The 18,937-nt window shown below is 50.0% G+C and carries 17 protein-coding genes and 1 pseudogene; all 18 read left to right on the top strand.

Annotated elements, in window-relative coordinates; translation table 11 throughout:
• Positions 1-1,752 carry a VirD4-like conjugal transfer protein, CD1115 family gene (locus B1H56_RS07150; RefSeq protein ID WP_407920133.1) on the top strand — a complete coding sequence of 584 codons (1,752 nt, stop codon included), beginning with the start codon at positions 1-3 and terminating at the stop codon, positions 1,750-1,752.
• 45 nt (positions 1,753-1,797) lie between these two features.
• Positions 1,798-1,926 (top strand): annotated as a pseudogene (locus B1H56_RS07145) (Maff2 family mobile element protein); the annotation flags it as partial.
• A 652-nt stretch (positions 1,927-2,578) separates the two neighbouring features.
• Positions 2,579-4,498: a tetracycline resistance ribosomal protection protein Tet(W) gene (gene tet(W), locus B1H56_RS07135; protein WP_002586627.1), complete on the top strand. Its 1,920-nt coding sequence runs from the start codon at positions 2,579-2,581 to the stop codon at positions 4,496-4,498.
• Between the two features lie 50 nt (positions 4,499-4,548).
• On the top strand, positions 4,549-5,316 hold the full coding sequence (locus B1H56_RS07130; RefSeq protein ID WP_002586626.1) for a class I SAM-dependent methyltransferase: 768 nt from the start codon (positions 4,549-4,551) through the stop codon (positions 5,314-5,316).
• Positions 5,317-5,487: 171 nt separating this feature from the next.
• Positions 5,488-5,910 (top strand): sigma-70 RNA polymerase sigma factor region 4 domain-containing protein, encoded by a 423-nt coding sequence (locus tag B1H56_RS07120; RefSeq protein WP_002586616.1) that lies wholly within the window; start codon positions 5,488-5,490, stop codon positions 5,908-5,910.
• Complete coding sequence (locus tag B1H56_RS07115) at positions 5,903-6,115, top strand: helix-turn-helix domain-containing protein (protein ID WP_002586615.1); 213 nt, start codon at positions 5,903-5,905, stop codon at positions 6,113-6,115. The genes B1H56_RS07120 and B1H56_RS07115 overlap by 8 nt, the downstream gene beginning before the upstream one ends.
• A 725-nt stretch (positions 6,116-6,840) precedes the next feature.
• Positions 6,841-7,239, top strand: coding sequence for a plasmid mobilization protein (locus B1H56_RS07100; protein ID WP_066522956.1), 399 nt, complete (start codon positions 6,841-6,843; stop codon positions 7,237-7,239).
• Positions 7,211-8,827 (top strand): relaxase/mobilization nuclease domain-containing protein, encoded by a 1,617-nt coding sequence (locus tag B1H56_RS07095; protein WP_066522957.1) that lies wholly within the window; start codon positions 7,211-7,213, stop codon positions 8,825-8,827. Before B1H56_RS07100 ends, B1H56_RS07095 begins: the two co-directional genes overlap by 29 nt.
• Positions 8,817-9,203, top strand: a complete 387-nt coding sequence (locus tag B1H56_RS07090) for a cysteine-rich VLP domain-containing protein (protein WP_079699043.1) — start codon at positions 8,817-8,819, stop codon at positions 9,201-9,203. Before B1H56_RS07095 ends, B1H56_RS07090 begins: the two co-directional genes overlap by 11 nt.
• 15 nt (positions 9,204-9,218) lie before the next feature.
• Positions 9,219-10,070 (top strand): replication initiator protein A, encoded by an 852-nt coding sequence (locus tag B1H56_RS07085; protein WP_232818859.1) that lies wholly within the window; start codon positions 9,219-9,221, stop codon positions 10,068-10,070.
• Positions 10,067-10,909, top strand: coding sequence for an ATP-binding protein (locus B1H56_RS07080; RefSeq protein ID WP_066522962.1), 843 nt, complete (start codon positions 10,067-10,069; stop codon positions 10,907-10,909). The genes B1H56_RS07085 and B1H56_RS07080 overlap by 4 nt, the downstream gene beginning before the upstream one ends.
• A gap of 14 nt (positions 10,910-10,923) precedes the next feature.
• The gene (locus B1H56_RS07075) at positions 10,924-11,112 is read left to right on the top strand and encodes a transposon-encoded TnpW family protein (RefSeq protein WP_066522963.1); all 189 of its coding nucleotides are present in this window, start codon (positions 10,924-10,926) and stop codon (positions 11,110-11,112) included.
• Positions 11,113-11,223: 111 nt separating this feature from the next.
• Complete coding sequence (locus B1H56_RS07070) at positions 11,224-12,843, top strand: recombinase family protein (RefSeq protein ID WP_066522968.1); 1,620 nt, start codon at positions 11,224-11,226, stop codon at positions 12,841-12,843.
• A gap of 35 nt (positions 12,844-12,878) precedes the next feature.
• A complete protein-coding gene (locus B1H56_RS15155; RefSeq protein WP_082771022.1) occupies positions 12,879-13,025 on the top strand; it encodes a Maff2 family mobile element protein in 147 nt (48 codons plus the stop codon).
• A 6-nt stretch (positions 13,026-13,031) separates the two neighbouring features.
• Complete coding sequence (locus B1H56_RS07060) at positions 13,032-13,901, top strand: VirB6/TrbL-like conjugal transfer protein, CD1112 family (RefSeq protein WP_066522970.1); 870 nt, start codon at positions 13,032-13,034, stop codon at positions 13,899-13,901.
• A gap of 20 nt (positions 13,902-13,921) precedes the next feature.
• Positions 13,922-14,332, top strand: a complete 411-nt coding sequence (locus B1H56_RS07055; RefSeq protein ID WP_066522971.1) for a PrgI family protein — start codon at positions 13,922-13,924, stop codon at positions 14,330-14,332.
• 7 nt (positions 14,333-14,339) lie between these two features.
• Complete coding sequence (locus tag B1H56_RS07050; RefSeq protein ID WP_066522972.1) at positions 14,340-16,742, top strand: VirB4-like conjugal transfer ATPase, CD1110 family; 2,403 nt, start codon at positions 14,340-14,342, stop codon at positions 16,740-16,742.
• Positions 16,739-18,937, top strand: a complete 2,199-nt coding sequence (locus tag B1H56_RS07045) for a C40 family peptidase (RefSeq protein ID WP_066522973.1) — start codon at positions 16,739-16,741, stop codon at positions 18,935-18,937. The genes B1H56_RS07050 and B1H56_RS07045 overlap by 4 nt, the downstream gene beginning before the upstream one ends.

Genomic DNA, 18,937 nt, shown 5'->3' with positions numbered 1-18,937 from the left:
ATTACCCCCGGACTAAAAAAGCGGCTCTTATTCCTTTTCCCTTTTAGTCTTATTTTTTGTATAGCGGATAAGCTAGGGTTTGTCTATCGCCTGTCCGCCGGAACGGGCGCGGTCAAACTCTCAAACACGGTGCGGAATTTACCGCACCTTTTTGATTTCCCGCCAATCAGTATACACGGCATGGATTTACTATTTGCGGTGATCGTTTCGGCGGCTCTCCTGCTTGTTCTATATGCAAAAAGAAAAAACGCAAAGAAATACCGCAAAGGCGAGGAATACGGGAATGCCCGCTGGGGAACCCCGGCAGATATTAAGCCGTTCATGGACGCTGCCCCCCGAAAGAATGTCATATTGACGCAGACCGAGGGCTTAACGCTTAACGACCGCCCTAAAAATCCGAAGTACGCGCGGAATAAAAACGTTGTAGTGTATGGTGGAAGCGGGAGCGGAAAAACGCGCTTTTTTTTGAAACCAAACCTTATGCAATGTCACAGTTCATATGTTGTGACGGATAGCAAAGGAACGGTAATTCTTGAATGCGGAAAAATGCTTGAACAGACCGGGTATCGTATCAAGATTTTTAATACGATCAATTTTTCAAAGTCAATGCACTATAACCCGTTTGCCTACATTCACAGTGAAAAAGACATTTTGAAACTGGTTAATACGATCATTGAGAATACCAAAGGCGAGGGAGAAAAAGCGGGTGAGGATTTTTGGGTTAAGGCAGAGCGGCTATATTACACGGCTTTAATCGGATATATCCATTACGAAGCCCCGGCAGAAGAACAAAATATGATTACCCTGCTGGAAATGATAGACGCTTCCGAAGTGCGCGAGGATGACGAGAATTTTAAAAATGCAGTTGATTTAATGTTTGATCGGCTGGAAGAAAAAGCCCCAGAGCATTTCGCGGTCAGGCAATACAAGAAATATAAACTTGCGGCAGGAAAAACCGCAAAAAGTATTTTGGTTTCATGTGGTGCGCGGCTTTCTCCCTTTGACATTGCGGAGCTACGCGAAGTTATGGCTTATGATGAATTGGAGCTTGACACGCTGGGCGACGAAAAGACCGCCCTGTTTATTATCCTGTCCGATACAGACGGAACATTTTCATTTTTGGCGGCTCTTATCTTTTCCCAGCTATTTAATTTGTTGTGCGAAAAAGCCGATGACGTATACGGCGGGCGGCTTCCTATTCATGTTCGCTGTCTAATCGACGAGGCGGGAAATATCGGTAAAATTAACCAGCTTGAAAGGCTTGTAAGTGTGGTAAGATCGCGCGGAATTAGCATTTGTCCTATCTATCAAGCCTATTCGCAATGCAAGGCTACCTACAAGGACAATGCGGAAACGATCATAGCGAGTATGGACAGCACCTTATTTTTAGGGGGTCGGGAACCGTCCACGATCAAAGACATTTCCGAAGCATTGGGGCGTGAAACGGTGGACTTGTTCAATGAAACGGAAAACAGAGGACGCGAGATCAGCCACGGACTGAATTATCAAAAAATTGGAAAGGAGTTGATGACAAAAGATCAGCTTGCAGTAATGGACGGCGGGAAATGTATTTTACAAGTGCGCGGTGTACGTCCGTTTTATTCGGATAAGTACGATATTACAAAACACCCGAATTACAAATATCTTGCCGATTACGACGAGCGGAACACATTCAACATTGAACAGTTTTTAAGCACAAGGTTAAGGGTCAAGCCAGATACAGTGTTTGACCTATACGACATGGGGGCGTGAAGATCACGCCCCCTTTTCTATTTCATGAAAGGATGAATGAAACATATGGAATTTTTTACAGAAGCAGTAAAGGTATTGCAAATGCTTGTAATCGCGCTGGGCGCGGGTCTTGCAATTTGGGGTCTTGTCAATCTTTTAGAGGGCTACGGCAACGACAATCCCGCCGCTAATGCTCATGTACGGTAAGGAAGCAAGCAACCGAAAACAAGAGATAGACCGCCAGCACTACACTATTCCGAACCAAAGACCAAAAGATAAGCATTGTGGGAAAATCTAAACTTTTGGATTTTCCTACAATGCCAACTACGGCGGAATCCCTCCCACTCCTTATATCTTTCTGTATACATTGAATTTGTATTTAGTAAAATGCAGACAACACCACGGATCGGCTTTTGGTTGGACAATTCCAACCAAACACCACAGCAGACAGCAGAAAACATTCTGAACGCTAGGAAGCCGGTATGATTGTTACATATAAGGGGAAGAAAAATTTCTTTTAGGTACTTGCTTTCCTAAAACTGATGTGATACAATGATTTAATCCAGAAAAGGAGTAAAAAATATGCGGCAAGGTATTCTTAAATAAAACTATAATCAAATAGTGGGAACAAAGGATTATGATAGCTCCTTTTGTAGGGGCTTAGTTTTTTGTACCCAATTTAAGAATACTTTTGCCTTATCAATTTTGACATATCCCCAAAAACAGCAATCACAAACAGGTGTATGCTGTATATGTGTATGTCCGCAACTTATAATCCCCAGTGGTAAAAGTATTTTACTGCTGGGGATTTTTATGCCCTTTGGGGCTGTAAAGGGAGGACAATCACATGAAAATAATCAATATTGGAATTCTTGCCCATGTAGACGCTGGAAAGACGACCTTGACGGAGAGCCTGCTATATGCCAGCGGAGCCATTTCAGAACCGGGGAGCGTCGAAAAAGGGACAACGAGGACGGACACCATGTTTTTGGAGCGGCAGCGTGGGATTACCATTCAAGCGGCAGTCACTTCCTTCCAGTGGCACAGATGTAAAGTTAACATTGTGGATACGCCCGGCCACATGGATTTTTTGGCGGAGGTGTACCGCTCTTTGGCTGTTTTAGATGGGGCCATCTTGGTGATCTCCGCTAAAGATGGCGTGCAGGCCCAGACCCGTATTCTGTTCCATGCCCTGCGGAAAATGAACATTCCCACCGTTATCTTTATCAACAAGATCGACCAGGCTGGCGTTGATTTGCAGAGCGTGGTTCAGTCTGTTCGGGATAAGCTCTCCGCCGATATTATCATCAAGCAGACGGTGTCGCTGTCCCCGGAAATAGTCCTGGAGGAAAATACCGACATAGAAGCATGGGATGCGGTCATCGAAAATAACGATGAATTATTGGAAAAGTATATCGCAGGAGAACCAATCAGCCGGGAAAAACTTGCGCGGGAGGAACAGCAGCGGGTTCAAGACGCCTCCCTGTTCCCAGTCTATCATGGCAGCGCCAAAAATGGCCTTGGCATTCAACCGTTGATGGATGCGGTGACAGGGCTGTTCCAACCGATTGGGGAACAGGGGGGCGCCGCCCTATGCGGCAGCGTTTTCAAGGTTGAGTACACCGATTGCGGCCAGCGGCGTGTCTATCTACGGTTATACAGCGGAACGCTGCGCCTGCGGGATACGGTGGCCCTGGCCGGGAGAGAAAAGCTGAAAATCACAGAGATGCGTATTCCATCCAAAGGGGAAATTGTTCGGACAGACACCGCTTATCAGGGTGAAATTGTTATCCTTCCCAGCGACAGCGTGAGGTTAAACGATGTATTAGGGGACCAAACCCGGCTCCCTCGTAAAAGGTGGCGCGAGGACCCCCTCCCCATGCTGCGGACGACGATTGCGCCGAAAACGGCAGCGCAAAGAGAACGGCTGCTGGACGCTCTTACGCAACTTGCGGATACTGACCCGCTTTTGCGTTGCGAAGTGGATTCCATCACCCATGAGATCATTCTTTCTTTTTTGGGCCGGGTGCAGTTGGAGGTTGTTTCCGCTTTGCTGTCGGAAAAATACAAGCTTGAAACAGTGGTAAAGGAACCCTCCGTCATTTATATGGAGCGGCCGCTCAAAGCAGCCAGCCACACCATCCATATCGAGGTGCCGCCCAACCCGTTTTGGGCATCCATAGGACTGTCTGTTACACCACTCTCGCTTGGCTCCGGTGTACAATACGAGAGCCGGGTTTCGCTGGGATACTTGAACCAGAGTTTTCAAAACGCTGTCAGGGATGGTATCCGTTACGGGCTGGAGCAGGGCTTGTTCGGCTGGAACGTAACGGACTGTAAGATTTGCTTTGAATACGGGCTTTATTACAGTCCGGTCAGCACGCCGGCGGACTTCCGCTCATTGGCCCCGATTGTATTGGAACAGGCATTGAAGGAATCGGGGACGCAGCTGCTGGAACCTTATCTCTCCTTCATCCTCTATGCGCCCCAGGAATACCTTTCCAGGGCTTATCATGATGCACCGAAATACTGTGCCACCATCGAAACGGCCCAGGTAAAAAAGGATGAAGTTGTCTTTACTGGCGAGATTCCCGCCCGCTGTATACAGGCATACCGTACTGATCTGGCCTTTTACACCAACGGGCGGAGCGTATGCCTTACAGAGCTGAAAGGATATCAGGCCGCTGTCGGTCAGCCGGTCATCCAGCCCCGCCGTCCAAACAGCCGCCTGGACAAGGTGCGCCATATGTTTCAGAAGGTAATGTAAAGATACATAATCGTCAAGACGGCAACAATCAGAAGTTATGGAGGGTAACAATGGAATATAGTAAGGAAGATTTAATGGAAGCAAAAAAGCAAATTTGGGGAGTGGGAGAGAACATGGGAACAGAGGAAAGTAAAAAAATCTGGGAGGAGAACGCACAATTTTGGGATAATGCAATGGGTGACGAATCTAATGAATTTCACAGAGAGGTAGTGCGTCCCAAAGTAACGGAACTTCTATCTCCTAATCCTGCGGATTACATTTTGGATATTGCGTGTGGCAATGGAAATTATTCTTCGTATCTTGCACAAAGAGGCGCTTCGGTTGTCGCTTTTGATTACAGCAAAAAAATGATAGAATTGGCTAAAAGACGGCAATCACAATATGCAAAACAAATTGAATTTTGTGTGGCGGATGCGACCGATAGAAAAAGTATATTAGAATTAAAAAGAAATCGAGCCTTTACGAAAGCAGTTTCTAATATGGCAATTATGGATATTACGGATATTGAACCACTTCTTATGGCTGTTTATGAACTGTTGCAGGAAAGCGGAATTTTTGTCTTTGCAACGCAACACCCTTGTTTTGTCACGTTGACTGAAAAATATATGACACCGCACAGTTACTATGATATAGCGATTGAAGGGCAACCGAAAGAGCAGATTTATTATCATCGTTCCATACAAGATATTTTTAACCTTTGTTTTAGAGCTGGATTTGTCATTGATGGATTTTATGAAGAATGTTTTAAAACCAACAAAGAAATTCCTATGGTAATGATAGTAAGGCTTAAGAAGGTAAAACGTGATAGCTTAAAATAAATTCAAGTTTGTCGGGTAAATAGCAAACCCAGCCGAGCCAGTCAACGGTCAAGATGAACGGCGCATATGCGCAGCCGTTGACAGCCCCGCCCGCCTTTGCTGGTAGGCAATCAAGGGGCGACAGCAAGAAGTGCCACCGCCCCGCACTATTATTCAGAAAGGGGAATTTCCATGACCGACCAGATAGCCTATCAAGAATATATCCAGCGCAGGTACAACGCCTTTTGCAAGACTGTTATCCGCTGTGCCGCCTTGGACAAGATTTTGAAGCTTAAACGGCAATGGGAACGGCAAGTTTCCCTTGACTATCTGATGAACGAGAAGTTTGTCCAGTTTGCCGCGTCGGAGCCGGACGAGGAATACCCATTTACCGTCTGCGGTCAGACCGTCCTGCTCTGCAACGCCGCCCTTGCCGACGCGATCTCTGTTTTGCCGGAGCAGACGCGGGAAGAAATCCTGCGCTATTACTTTCTGCGCCAGCCGCAGCGCGTGATCGGCGCGTGTATTGGCCGGTCACGCAGCACAGCGGGGCGGCATATCCAGCTTGCCTTGCAGCGGCTACGCGAAGAAATGGGGGTGAGCCGGTATGAGTAGACTTCTCCCCTATGAAACAATCCTCAAAGCCCGTGAGGGCGACCCAGAAGCCGTGAACGCTGTCCTGCTCCACTACGCCGGATATATCCGCTATTTCTCAAAAGTGAACGGGCAGGTCAACGCCGAGGTGGAGGACTATGTAAAGCAGCGGTTAATTGACTGTCAATTCAAGTTCCGGCTTGACGAACCACCGGACAAGTCATAAAAACTGAATACCAGCCGCCACCGACGCGGCCAGCGAAAGCAGTAAGTCTTGAAAAAGATTTACTGCTTTTTTTGTTGTCCGGCTCCGCTCCCGGCCATTTTGCCCCCTGCCGGTTGTAGTAGTAAGCGAGGAGGGAATTTTTCTGCCCTGGTGTTTGGCATTTGGAGCATTTACCCGTAGTAGAGGGCAAAGAGAAAGGATTTCTCCAACACCGGGTAGAAACCACTGCGTCCGGTGTCATTTTAGCGAAAGCGGGCAGGAATGCCCTTTACAGGATTAGTAGTAGCAGAAAAAGAGAAACAAACTTTTGTGGTTGCAGTTTTCCAAAAAAGTGGCGGACGGAAGTGAGAGAAAGTTTGCAGTCACGGAGAGCAAGTTTCTACCACGGTGCCAAAATCCGCAATTCTGCGGTTTTGCCCCTCGCGGGAAACTTGTTGGGGAGTGCCTTCCCCAAACCCTGCTTTGCGCCCTTGCGGGCGAAAAAACTGAAAACAGTTTTTGTTATTTTCCAAAAAGTTGCCCAATGGGAGAAGTAGAGAGTTTTTTACCCCAAACGCAAAAAAATTTTTGTTATTTCCCGAAAAGTTCAGCAATGAAAGGGGTAGAGAGATTTCTCCGCCCAAAGTAGAAAAAAGTTGCCCAATAGGAGGAGTGAGGGGAAAAATTCTCCGCCCAAAATCCGAAAAAATTCAGCAATAGGAATAGTGAGAGGAGGTTTTCAGCCTATGCCGAAGCGATACAACACACCCCACCGCAGCCGCGTTGTGAAAACCCGGCTGTCCGAAGATGAATACGCCGACTTCACAGCGCGGCTTGCGCCCTATGGTATCAGCCAGTCCGAATTTCTCCGGCAGGCGATACGGCGCACCGCCATACGCCCCGTTATCCATGTATCAGCGGTCAATGACGAGCTGCTTTCCGCTGTCGGGAAACTCACAGCCGAGTACGGCAAAATCGGCGGCAACCTTAACCAGATAGCCCGGTGTCTGAACGAGTACGGCGCACCCTACAACGCGCTGTCCGGCGAGGTACGCGCCGCCATAGCCGACCTTGCCGCCCTCAAGTATGAAGTCTTACAGAAAGTAGGTGACGCGGTTGGCAACACTCAAGCATATCAACTCTAAAAACGCCGACTACGGAGCCGCCGAACAGTATCTGCTGTTTGAGCATGACGAGTTTACCATGAAGCCCGTCCTTGATGAAACCGGCAGGCTTATCCCCCGCGAGGACTACCGGCTGTCCACGCTGAACTGCGGCGGGGAGGATTTTGCCGTTGCGTGTATGCGGGCAAATCTCCGCTATGAGAAAAACCAGCGGCGGGAAGATGTGAAAAGCCACCACTATATCATCAGCTTTGACCCACGGGACGGGCCGGACAACGGCTTGACCGTAGACCGGGCGCAGGCATTGGGCGAGAAGTTTTGCGCCGAACATTTCCCCGGCCACCAAGCCCTTGTATGCACTCACCCGGACGGGCATAACCACAGCGGCAATATCCATGTGCATATCGTCATTAACAGCCTGCGGATTGAGGAAGTGCCGTTCCTGCCCTACATGGACAGGCCAGCCGACACGAAAGCCGGGTGCAAGCACCGCTGTACCGACGCGGCCTTGCGCTACTTCAAGTCCGAAGTCATGGAGATGTGCCACCGGGAGGGGCTTTATCAAATCGACCTCTTGAACGGCAGCAAGAACCGCGTCACAGACCGAGAGTATTGGGCGCAGAAAAAGGGACAGGCCGCGCTGGATAAGCAGAACGCCCCCATGATTGCAGGCGGTATCACGCCCCGGCAGACCAAGTTTGAAACGAACAAGGAGAAGCTGCGGCAGACCATACGCGCCGCGCTGTCTGCGGCGGCCTCATTCGAGGACTTTTCCTCTCTGCTGCTGCGGGAGGGCGTGGCCGTCAAGGAGAGCCGGGGGCGGCTTAGTTACCTCACGCCAGACAGGACAAAGCCCATTACCGCCCGCAAGCTGGGCGACGATTTTGAACGCGCCGCTGTCCTTGCCGTTTTGGAACAGAACGCCGCCAGAACCGCAGAAAAGGCCGCAGCTATATCCAGTACGCCGCCCTCTATCAAAGACCAACTGCGGGCAGACAGAGCCGCCCGAACCGCCCCGAATGTGCAGCGGCTTGTGGACATTGAGCAGAAGAAAGCCGAGGGCAAAGGCCGGGGCTATGAACGCTGGGCGACCATGCACAACCTCAAACAGATGGCCGCGACGCTGAATGTGTATCAGGAATACGGCTTTACTTCCCCGGAGCAGTTAGAAGCCGCCGTTGATACTGCCTATCAGGAAATGCGCCAGACCAGCGGCGAACTGAAAGCACTGGAAACGAAGCTACAAGGGAAAAAGGAGTTGCAGCGGCAGGTGCTTGCCTACGCCAAGACCAAGCCCGCCCGCGACGGGCTGAAAGCGCAGAAATCCGAGAAAGCCCGCGCCGCATACCGGCAGGCGCATGAGAGCGACTTTATCATAGCCGACGCAGCCGCCCGGTATTTCAAGGCGCATGGTATTACCAAGCTGCCCGCCCGGAAAGCGTTGCGGGACGAGATCGAGCAGCTTGTTTCCAAGAAATCCGGCCTGTATAACACCTACCACGAACAGAAACAGCGGTATGCGGAGTTGCAGACCGTCAAGCGGAACATCGACCAGATTTTGCGCCGGGAGGAACCCCGCCGCAGAAAGGAGCAGAGCCATGAACGATAAGCTGCCCCGCATGGACTACCGACAGCACCGGCGGGCGCGGCGGCTGGTGCATGAGTGCTGTAACTACGATGGAGGGAACTGTCTGCTGTTAGATGACGGGGAGCCTTGCGTGTGCGTCCAGAGCATTTCCCTTTCCCTCATGTGCCGGTGGTTCCGTGTGGCTGTCCTGCCCCTTGACGGGGAACTGGCCGCAGCCCTCTTGTACCGGGGGAGCCGGAAACGGTGCGCCGTCTGCGGCGCGGCCTTTGTCCCCAAATCCAACCGGGGAAAATACTGCCCCGACTGCGCCGGACGCATGAAGAAAATCAAAGCCGCCGAGCGAAAACGGAAACAAAGGCATAAATGTCACGCTTTAGAGCCTTTCAAACCCGCATAAATCAAGGCTTTTTTCGTGGGTGTCAAAGGGTGTGCGATACATTTATCCTTTTCCTCCGGAAACGGCGTTCTAAATGCGTACAAACCGCCAAAATCAACCCGAACACAGGGAGGTGATACTATCGCTGATTATATCACGGCAGACACGAAGCTGCCCGCCTATCTGCCCTATCCCCGTTTCCTGTTCAAAATGGAGATTTCCCAGACCGCCAAGCTGCTCTATGCGCTGCTGTTAGACCGCTCCACCCTCTCCCAGAAGAACAAGTGGCAGGACGACGAGGGCAGGATTTATATTATCTATCCCATCGCGGAGATAGCCGAAATACTGGATAAAGGCAGCACCACCATAAAGGGGGCGCTTAACGAACTGGACATGGCGGGGCTTTTGGAACGGGAACGGGGCGGCTTCTCCGCACCGAACCGGCTATATGTGAAAGTGCCGCGTGTGCCACAGGTACAGTTTTCCGACCAACTGATGGCCGGAAATCCGACCCTCACAGAGCCGGAAAACCGACCTACTGATGGTCAGAAAACCGACCTTATGATGGTCGGAAAACCGTCCCCTAACCAAACTACTATAAACAACCTTACAGAGAACCAAACAATGGGAGCGAGTGGGGAGCCGCCCGCAGCTTTTGGCAGATACCAGAATATTTTTCTGTCACAGACCGAATACGACGAGTTGCAGGCAGAGTACCCCGACAGGCTGGAACGGTTCATCGAGGAATTGAGCCAGTATATCGCCGCCACCGGGAAAGATTACCGCAACTATGCCGCCGCTGTCCGTATGTGGGCAGACCGGGACAGAAAGGGAGCCGCAAAACAGGGCGTCCCCGATTACTCATTCAAGGAGGGAGAGAGCCTATGAACACCACATTTTCAGAAATGATTGACAGATTGACCGCCACCACCCCGGAGCAGGAGGACTACACCGGCGAGGACGGTTTACTGTACTGCGGCAAGTGCCATAAGCCGAAAGAAGCCTATTTTGCGCCGGACAAGGCCGCTATCTTTGGCCGTGACCGCCACCCGGCAGAGTGCGACTGCCAGAGAGCCGCCCGCGAGGAACGGGAAGCCGCCGAGAAACGGCAAAAGCACCTTGACACCGTAGAGGACTTGAAACGCCGGGGCTTTACCGACCCCGCCATGCGGGACTGGACTTTTGAGAACGACAACGGCCAGAACCCGCAGGCAATCCGGGCGCGCAACTATGTGAAGAACTGGGAACGGGCTTACGCCGGGAATGTGGGCTGCCTGTTCTGGGGGAGCGTCGGCACCGGCAAGAGTTACCTTGCGGGCTGTATCGCAAACGCCCTCATGGAGAAAGAAATCCCCGTCTATATGACGAATTTTGCCCTTATCCTCAATGACCTTGCCGCCAGCTTTGAGGGCAGGAATGAATATATTTCCCGTCTTTGCCGCTATCCGCTGCTAATCCTTGACGACTTCGGTATGGAGCGCGGGACAGAATACGGGCTGGAACAGGTTTTCCATGTGATTGACAGCCGTTACCGCAGCCGCAAGCCGCTGATCGTCACGACCAACCTCACGCTTTCAGAGTTGCAGCACCCAAAAGACACCGCCCATTCCCGGATTTATGACCGGGTGCTGGAAATGTGTCCCCCGGTGTGCTGTACCGGCGGCAATTTCCGCAAAAAGGCCGCACAGGACAAGCTGGGGCTTTTGAAAGAACTGATGAACGAGTGAAAGGAGTATTGCCTATGGCAGATAACAAGCAGCCCGACACCCGCACCGCCCGCCGCCCCGACTGTGTGACGGAAATCCGCATGGGCAATTCCGTCCTTGTCGTGTCCGGCTATTTCAAGAAAGACACTACCACCACCGCCGCCGACAAAATGGCGCGGGTACTGGAAGCGGAAGCCGCTGCTACACAAAAACCGGCGATTTGACAAGCTGTAAAGAAGCAGATTTGACACTTTTGCCGCTATACAACCAGCCCTGTTCCGTGGTACAATGAAACCACGGAATAGTGGGGCTGGCTGTCGGAAACGGAGGATTTTATGTTAAGACAAGCCACCCAAAACCTCATTACCGCCCTTTATCCGAGATTGTCCCATGAGGACGAATTGCAAGGCGAGAGTAATTCCATATCGAACCAAAAACGGATACTCGAAACCTTTGCAAAACAGAATGGCTTTACCAACCTGCGCTGGTACACCGACGACGGCTATTCCGGCGCGAACTTTCAAAGGCCCGGTTTTCAAGCCATGCTTGCAGACATTGAAGCCGGGAAAGTGGGTACGGTCATCGTCAAGGACATGAGCCGGTTAGGGCGTAACTACTTGCAGGTGGGATTTTACACGGAAATGCTGTTCCCTCAAAAGGGAGTGCGTTTTATCGCTGTCAACGACAATGTGGACAGCGCAAACGGCGGCATGGACAACGATTTTACCCCTCTGCGAAATCTGTTCAACGAATGGCTGGTGAGAGATACGAGCAAGAAAATCAAGGCAGTAAAACGAGCAAAAGGCATGAGCGGCAAGCCCGTTACCAGCAAGCCGGTGTATGGCTACCTCATGGACGAGGACGAGAACTATATCGTTGACGAGGAAACCGCGCCGGTAGTCAAGCAGATATACCAGCTTTGCCTTGCCGGGAACGGCCCGACCAAGATTGCCCGTATGCTTACGGAGCAGCAAATCCCCACGCCGGGGACGCTGGAATATCAGCGGACTGGCAGCACACGCCGCTATCACCCCGGCTATGAGTGCAAATGGGCGACAAATACCGTTGTCCACCTGTTGGAAAACCGGGAGTACACCGGCTGTCTGGTAAACTTCAAGACGGAGAAGCCCTCTTACAAGACCAAGCACAGCGTAGAGAACCCCATCGAGAAGCAGGCCATTTTCCCGAACCACCATGAGCCGATTATCGACACGGAAACATGGGAGCGCGTGCAGGAGTTACGCAAGCAGCGCAAACGCCCGAACCGCTATGATGAAGTGGGGCTGTTCTCCGGTATGCTGTTCTGCGCCGACTGCGGCCATGTGATGTACCAGCAGCGGTATCAGAACAAGAACCGCAAGCAGGACTGTTACATCTGCGGCAGCTACAAGAAGCGCACCCGCGACTGTACGGCGCACTTTATCCGCACCGACCTGTTGACCGCCGGTGTCCTCTCCAATCTCCGGCAAGTGACCGAGTATGCCGCCAAGCATGAGAGCCGCTTTGTGAAGCTGCTTATCCAGCAGAACGAGATCGGCGGCAAGAGAAAGACCGCCGCAGCCACGAAGCAGCTTGAACAGGCACAGGAGCGCATTTCTGAAGTGAGCCGCATAATCAAGCGGCTGTATGAGGACAATGTGAACGGCAAAATCAGCGACGAGCGTTTCATGGAACTGTCGGCAGACTATGAGCAGGAACAGCGGGAACTGAAAGACCGCGCCGCCGCTTTGCAGGAGGAACTTTCCAAGTCGCAGGCCGCCACCGTCAATGCGGAAAAGTTTATGGGTATCGTCCGAAAGCACCTTGCCTTTGAGGAATTGACCCCCACCCTCTTGCGGGAGATGATTGAGAAAATCGTCGTGCATGAGTGCAGCTATGACGAGAACGGCACCCGCAGGCAGGACATTGAGATTTATTACAGCTTTGTCGGCAAGATTGACTTGCCCGAAGCCTAACGCCCGACCTATCCGACACAACGCGCGAGTGCCGGATAGGAACGGCAAAATTTTTTACACTTCTATTACTTCTTTATCGCACATCAGTAAAATCACAAGGGATTAAGCAGCTTATGGCGGGCGGTGGTGTGATCGTCATTGGGCTTACCCTTGTGCCGACACTTGCAGGGCTATTCGGGTAATCGCCTATGGGTTGGATATTTGAACAGATAGGAAATGCGATTAAGGAATTTTTGAAAGGCGTTGTTGAGGGCAACCTAACGGATATGTTCAATGATGTAAATACCAAAGTCGGTACGATTGCCGGGGACGTTGGACAAACCCCGGTCGGTTGGAACGGTGAAATATTCGCCATGATAAAGAACATATCCGATACGGTAATTGTTCCCATTGCAGGCATGATAATAACGTTTGTGCTGGTGTACGAGCTTGTCACGATGATAACCGACCGAAACAATATGCACGATTTTGACACATTCAGCTTTTTTAAATACTTTTTGAAAGCAGGGATTGCGGTGTTCATCGTTGCAAACACAATGACAATCGTTATGGGAGTATTCGACATAGCACAATATGCTATCAATGCCAGCGCGGGCGCGATTGGAGAAAATACGGCGATTGACATTGCCGCCGTGCTGGAGCAGATGCAAGCAGGACTAAACGCAATGGGAATCGGTGAACTGCTGGGGCTGGTGCTGGAAACATACATTATCAAGTTTGCAATGCTCATTTTCTCATTGCTCATAACCTTAGTAATCGCAGGTCGCATGATCGAAATTTATTTGTATTGCAGTTTAGCACCTATCCCCTTTGCCACGTTCACCAATAAAGAATGGGGCAGCATGGGGACAAACTACTTGCGGGGCTTAGTAGCTCTTGCATTTCAAGGGCTTTTGATTATGGTGTGTGTTGGGATTTACGCCGTTCTTATCAATACGCTAACCGTCACGGAGAACATACACGCGAGCATTTGGATGATTGCGGGTTATACCGTGCTTCTTTGTTTTGCCCTATTCAAAACAGGGACATTCTCAAAGAGCATCTTTAACGCTCACTAAAAGGAATGGAGTTGATTTTTATGCCATATGTGCCAGTACCAAAGGATTTGAACAAGGTAAAAAGCAAGGTTGCCTTTAACCTCACCAAACGCCAGCTTATTTGCTTTGCGATCGCCGGGGGCGTGGGTATTCCCTTTTACCTTTTGACAAAATCACACATCGGAACGTCTTTAGCGGCTTTTATTATGATCGTAATTATGATGCCGTTTTTCTTTTGTGCTATGTACGAAAAAGACGGACAGCCACTTGAACGGATTCTAAAAAATTATATCGGTTCGCATTTCATCCGTAAGCGCAAACGACCTTATCAGACGCGCAATTTTTATGCGGAATTACAAAAGGAAATTGACGAACGGAAAAAGGAGGAAATGAATATTGCAAAAAGCAAAAAAGAAGCAGCGGGCAAGAAAAACACCACCCGCAGGAAATAACACAGGAATGAAATTACTGCACGGTTCACCCAACAGGAAATTACCACCACAGGAGAAACAGCGCGTCGTTGCCGCAATGAAAAAGCGCAAGGCGGCAAACCCACGGACGGCGCAAGATACAATCCCCTATTTGCGTATGTATCGTGACGGGATATGCAGGGTTACGGACAGGCTATACACAAAAATGCTTGAATTTCAAGATATCACATACCAGCTTGCAAACAATGAGGACAAGACGACGATTTTTGAAAATTATTGTGATTTTCTCAACTACTTTGATAGCTCAATCACGGTACAACTTACGTTTATCAATCAATCCGTCAATATGAAAAACTTTGCGAAGATCATTGATATACCACCGCAGGGAGATAGCTTTGACGACATACGCAAGGAATATGCGAGTATGTTAAAAGACCAGCTTGCCAAAGGCAATAACGGACTACAAAAGCGCAAATTCCTTACATTCGGTATTGAAGCGGACGACTTCGCAAGCGCGAAACAGCGGCTTGAACGCATTGAAATGGACGTAATGAACAACTTTAAGGTGCTGGGCGTTCGGGCATCATTGCTAAACGGGTACGACCGTTTAAAAGTGTTGCACGACATATTCCATGCGGACAGCAAAGAACCCTTTATGTTTAATTGGGATTTGACGTATCAATCGGGATTGTCCACAAAAGATTTTATTGCGCCAACATCGTTTAGCTTTCGAGATGATCGGACGTTTACAATGGGACGCAAAATCGGCGCGGTTTCGTATCTGCAAATACTTGCCCCGGAGCTTTCCGACCGTATGCTTGCCGATTATCTCGACATGGACACTGATTTGATCGTCAATCTGCATATTCAGTCAATCGACCAAAACGCCGCCGTCAAGCTCATAAAGCGAAAGATTACAGACCTTGACAAAATGAAGATTGAGGAACAGAAAAAGGCGGTTCGCAGCGGGTACGACATGGACATTATACCGTCAGACCTTGCGACATATGGCGACGAAGCAAAAAACTTATTAAAAGACTTGCAGAGCCGCAATGAAAGAATGTTCTTAGTTACGTTCCTTGTCATGAATACGGCAGACGATAAAAAGAAGCTGGATAATGCAACATTTGCGGCGGCAGGGATTGCACAGAAATATAATTGCACGTTAAAGCCGCTTGATTTCCAACAGGAAAACGCACTTGCAAGCAGCTTACCACTGGGTCGAAACCTTGTTCCCATACAGCGCGGACTTACCACGTCCAGCGCGGCAATATTTGTACCGTTTACAACGCAAGAGCTTTTTTCACATAGTCCGCAATCCCTGTACTACGGGCTTAATGCCTTATCTAATAATATGATAATGGCAGATCGCAAACAGCTAAAAACTCCGAACGGTCTTATCTTGGGAACACCGGGAGCCGGGAAAAGTTTTTCGGCAAAGCGTGAGATCGTAAACGTGTTCCTGCTTACGCGAGATCAAATATTGGTATGCGACCCGGAAAGTGAATACGGCGCATTGACTTTGAAGCTGGGCGGTCAAGTGATCGAACTATCCCCGAACAGCAAGCAATGTATAAACCCGCTGGATATCAACCTTAACTATTCGGAGGATGATAACCCGCTAACTCTCAAAAGTGATTTTGTGCTTTCGTTCTGCGAACTCATTTGTGGCGGCAGAAATGGGCTTGAACCAATCGAACGCACGGTAATTGATCGTTGTGTTTCCCTTATTTACAGGGAATATATCGCAAACCCGAAACCCGAAAACGTCCCTGTATTGGGCGACCTTTACCGGGCATTAAGGCAGCAACCAGAGCCAGAAGCGCAGCGCGTCGCAACAGCACTTGAAATGTACGTTACGGGTACGCTTAATGTGTTCAATAACCGTACAAACATTATAGGGCTTACCGATAAGCGCATGATTACGTTTGATATTCGGCGGCTGGGAAAGGCTTTAAAAAAGCTGGGTATGCTTATACTGGAAGATCAAGCGTGGAACATGGTTACGGTAAACCGTTTTGAGGGACACAAGGCAACCCGGTTTTATATCGACGAATTTCACTTGCTTTTCAAAGACCAACAAACAGCGGCGTACAGTGTGGAAATTTGGCAGCGGTTTAGGAAGTGGAACGGCATTCCGACAGGGATAACGCAAAATGTCAAAACGCTGCTATTATCCCCGGAGATCGAAAACATCTTTGACAATTCGGATTTTGTGTATATGCTCAACCAAGCTCCCGGCGACCGTCAACGAATTGCAAAACAGTTATCTATTTCGCCGCAACAATTATCATACGTCACAAACAGCAATGAGGGCGAGGGGCTTTTGTATTTTGGGAATACGATCATTCCTTTTGTTGATCACTTCCCGAAAGACACACAGCTATATAAGATCATGACGACCAAACCCGACGAGGTAAACAAGCAATGAGCCACTTGGAGCGCAAGGAATTTGAGCTAAAGGCGAAAGATAAGGTTGTCCAAAAGATGACCCGTGACGGGCTGGTTGATGAAAACCTTGCGGACGGAACGACAAAAAAAGCACGACCCGGAGATCCAATCCATGAGCAAACGGGAAAAGGAACGCAACCGACCCCGAAACAAAAACCACGGGGGCAGCCGAAACGCCGCCCCGCTCCACGGAAACGGTCACAAGCATTACAGGAAAAGCCTACTAATAAGGCGGTTAATTCAATTCCGCCTTTTGACCGATCAGAAACAGGCGGTAAAAAGGCGGGAAATAATGCGATACAGTCAAAGGCGCAAAGCATACAAAAAAAGATATACAAAACAAAACTAATCTTTGACGATCAAGCAAAGACTGCAAGAATCACGCCGATTGCAAAGTCGGCGGGAGCCGGCGCAATGTATTTACGCAGCAAGCTACATCAACACGTCGAGGACGAAAATTTGGCGGTCAAGGCAGGACAGCGAACGGAGCAACGCACGGTAAACACGACCCTTGCGGTTGGGCGGCGGGTACGAAAGCGGAGCAACACGTTAAAAGCCCGCCGTGCGCTGGGTCTTGACCGCCGCACGGTAAGGACGCAAACAAACCGTATTTATCGCTGGACGGCAGAGAGCAGCGCAAAAAGCAAAAACGCCCCCGCAATTAAACGAGCCATACAAAAACGGGCAATTAAAAAGCAGTATGCGAAAGGTGCGCGTAAGGCGGCAAAGTCGGCGGCAAAAACAGGCGGGAGAACCGCAAGAAAAACCGCGCGGACAGCGGGCGTTTTGATGCGCCACCCCGTCGCTCTTGTGATCGCTATTGCTGTAATCGTGATCGTTATTTTTGTTGCTTCTCTTGTGGCAACCGTGGGGGCTATGATCGCGCAGAGCAGCACGGCAATGATCGGCACAGCCTACCTAGCGGCAGATCGGGACATAAACGAAGCGCAGGACTATTACACGCAAAAGGAAGCCGAGTTATTACAAGAAGCGTATAGCCTGGAGGGGCAAAACCCCGGCTACGACGAGTACCGTTATAACATTGGCGAAGTGGAGCATAACCCTTACGAGCTAATGGCATTTTTAACCGCCGCACATAAAGATTTTATTTTCGAGGATATAAGCCCCGTTTTGGATGAACTGTTTGACGAGCAATTCCAGTTATGGACGGAAGCAACGACCGAAACCCGCACCCGCGCGGTTGAAACGACAGACCCAGCCACGGGCGAGGTTATCACGAAAACCGAAGAATACGAAGTAAGAATTTTCAATATCAATGTGACAGTCAATATGTTTTCCGTGATTGCGGCGGGTCGTATGGATGACGAGCAACGAAAAATGTATGACGGGTATGTGCAGAGCCGAGGGAGCCGCCAGCATTTCGGCAAACCGATTGATTGTGATTGGACACTTTATATTACAACCCCCTACGGCTATTCGTACAATGGCGGCATTTCCTATTCGGACGGCGTAACGCTTTCCATTCCCTACGGCACAACCTTGCTTGCAGGACAGCCCGGAACAGTCACGCAAGCAGGGAGCCGCCTTATAGTCGATTGTGCGGACGGTCTGCGTTACATTTATGACGGGCTTGTAAGCGTGAGCGTGTCGGACGGTCGGGAAGTCAAGACCGGGGACGAGATCGGCACGAGCGGCGGCACGCTATACCTTGAATATTCGCAAAATGGCGAAACGCTCAACCCGTATTATTTTGTAGAGTGCGGCAGCGGCGGTTTGAATGGTGTACCGGGCGGTGGCGGCATAGGCGGTTATCCCGGCGAACCCTACGATGACGAAACCTACCAGCGACTTTTAGCCGAAGCGACAAAATACATCGGTATGCCCTACGTTTGGGGCGGCAGCACCCCGGCAACGTCCTTTGATTGCAGCGGGTATGTATGTTGGTGTCTCAATGCGTCGGGTGTGGCAAACGTCGGGCGCACGAACGCGCAGGGGCTTTACAATATGTGTACCCCTATTTCGCGTGAAGAAGCCCACCCCGGCGACCTTATATTTTTTACAGGAACGCATAGCGCGGGTCATCCTGTAACGCACGTTGCATTTTACGTCGGGAATGGAATGATGCTTGAAGCTGGAAAGCCTATCGGCTATTCGTCATTTGAAACGCCATACTGGACAAAGCACTTTTATTCGTTCGGTCGGCTAACAGGATAA

The organism is Christensenella minuta, from assembly GCF_003628755.1.
In the GTDB taxonomy this organism is placed as follows: Bacteria; Bacillota; Clostridia; order Christensenellales; family Christensenellaceae; genus Christensenella; species Christensenella minuta.
The sequence above is the reverse complement of the archived record's forward strand: the minus strand, read 5'-3'. Positions and strand labels throughout refer to the sequence as shown.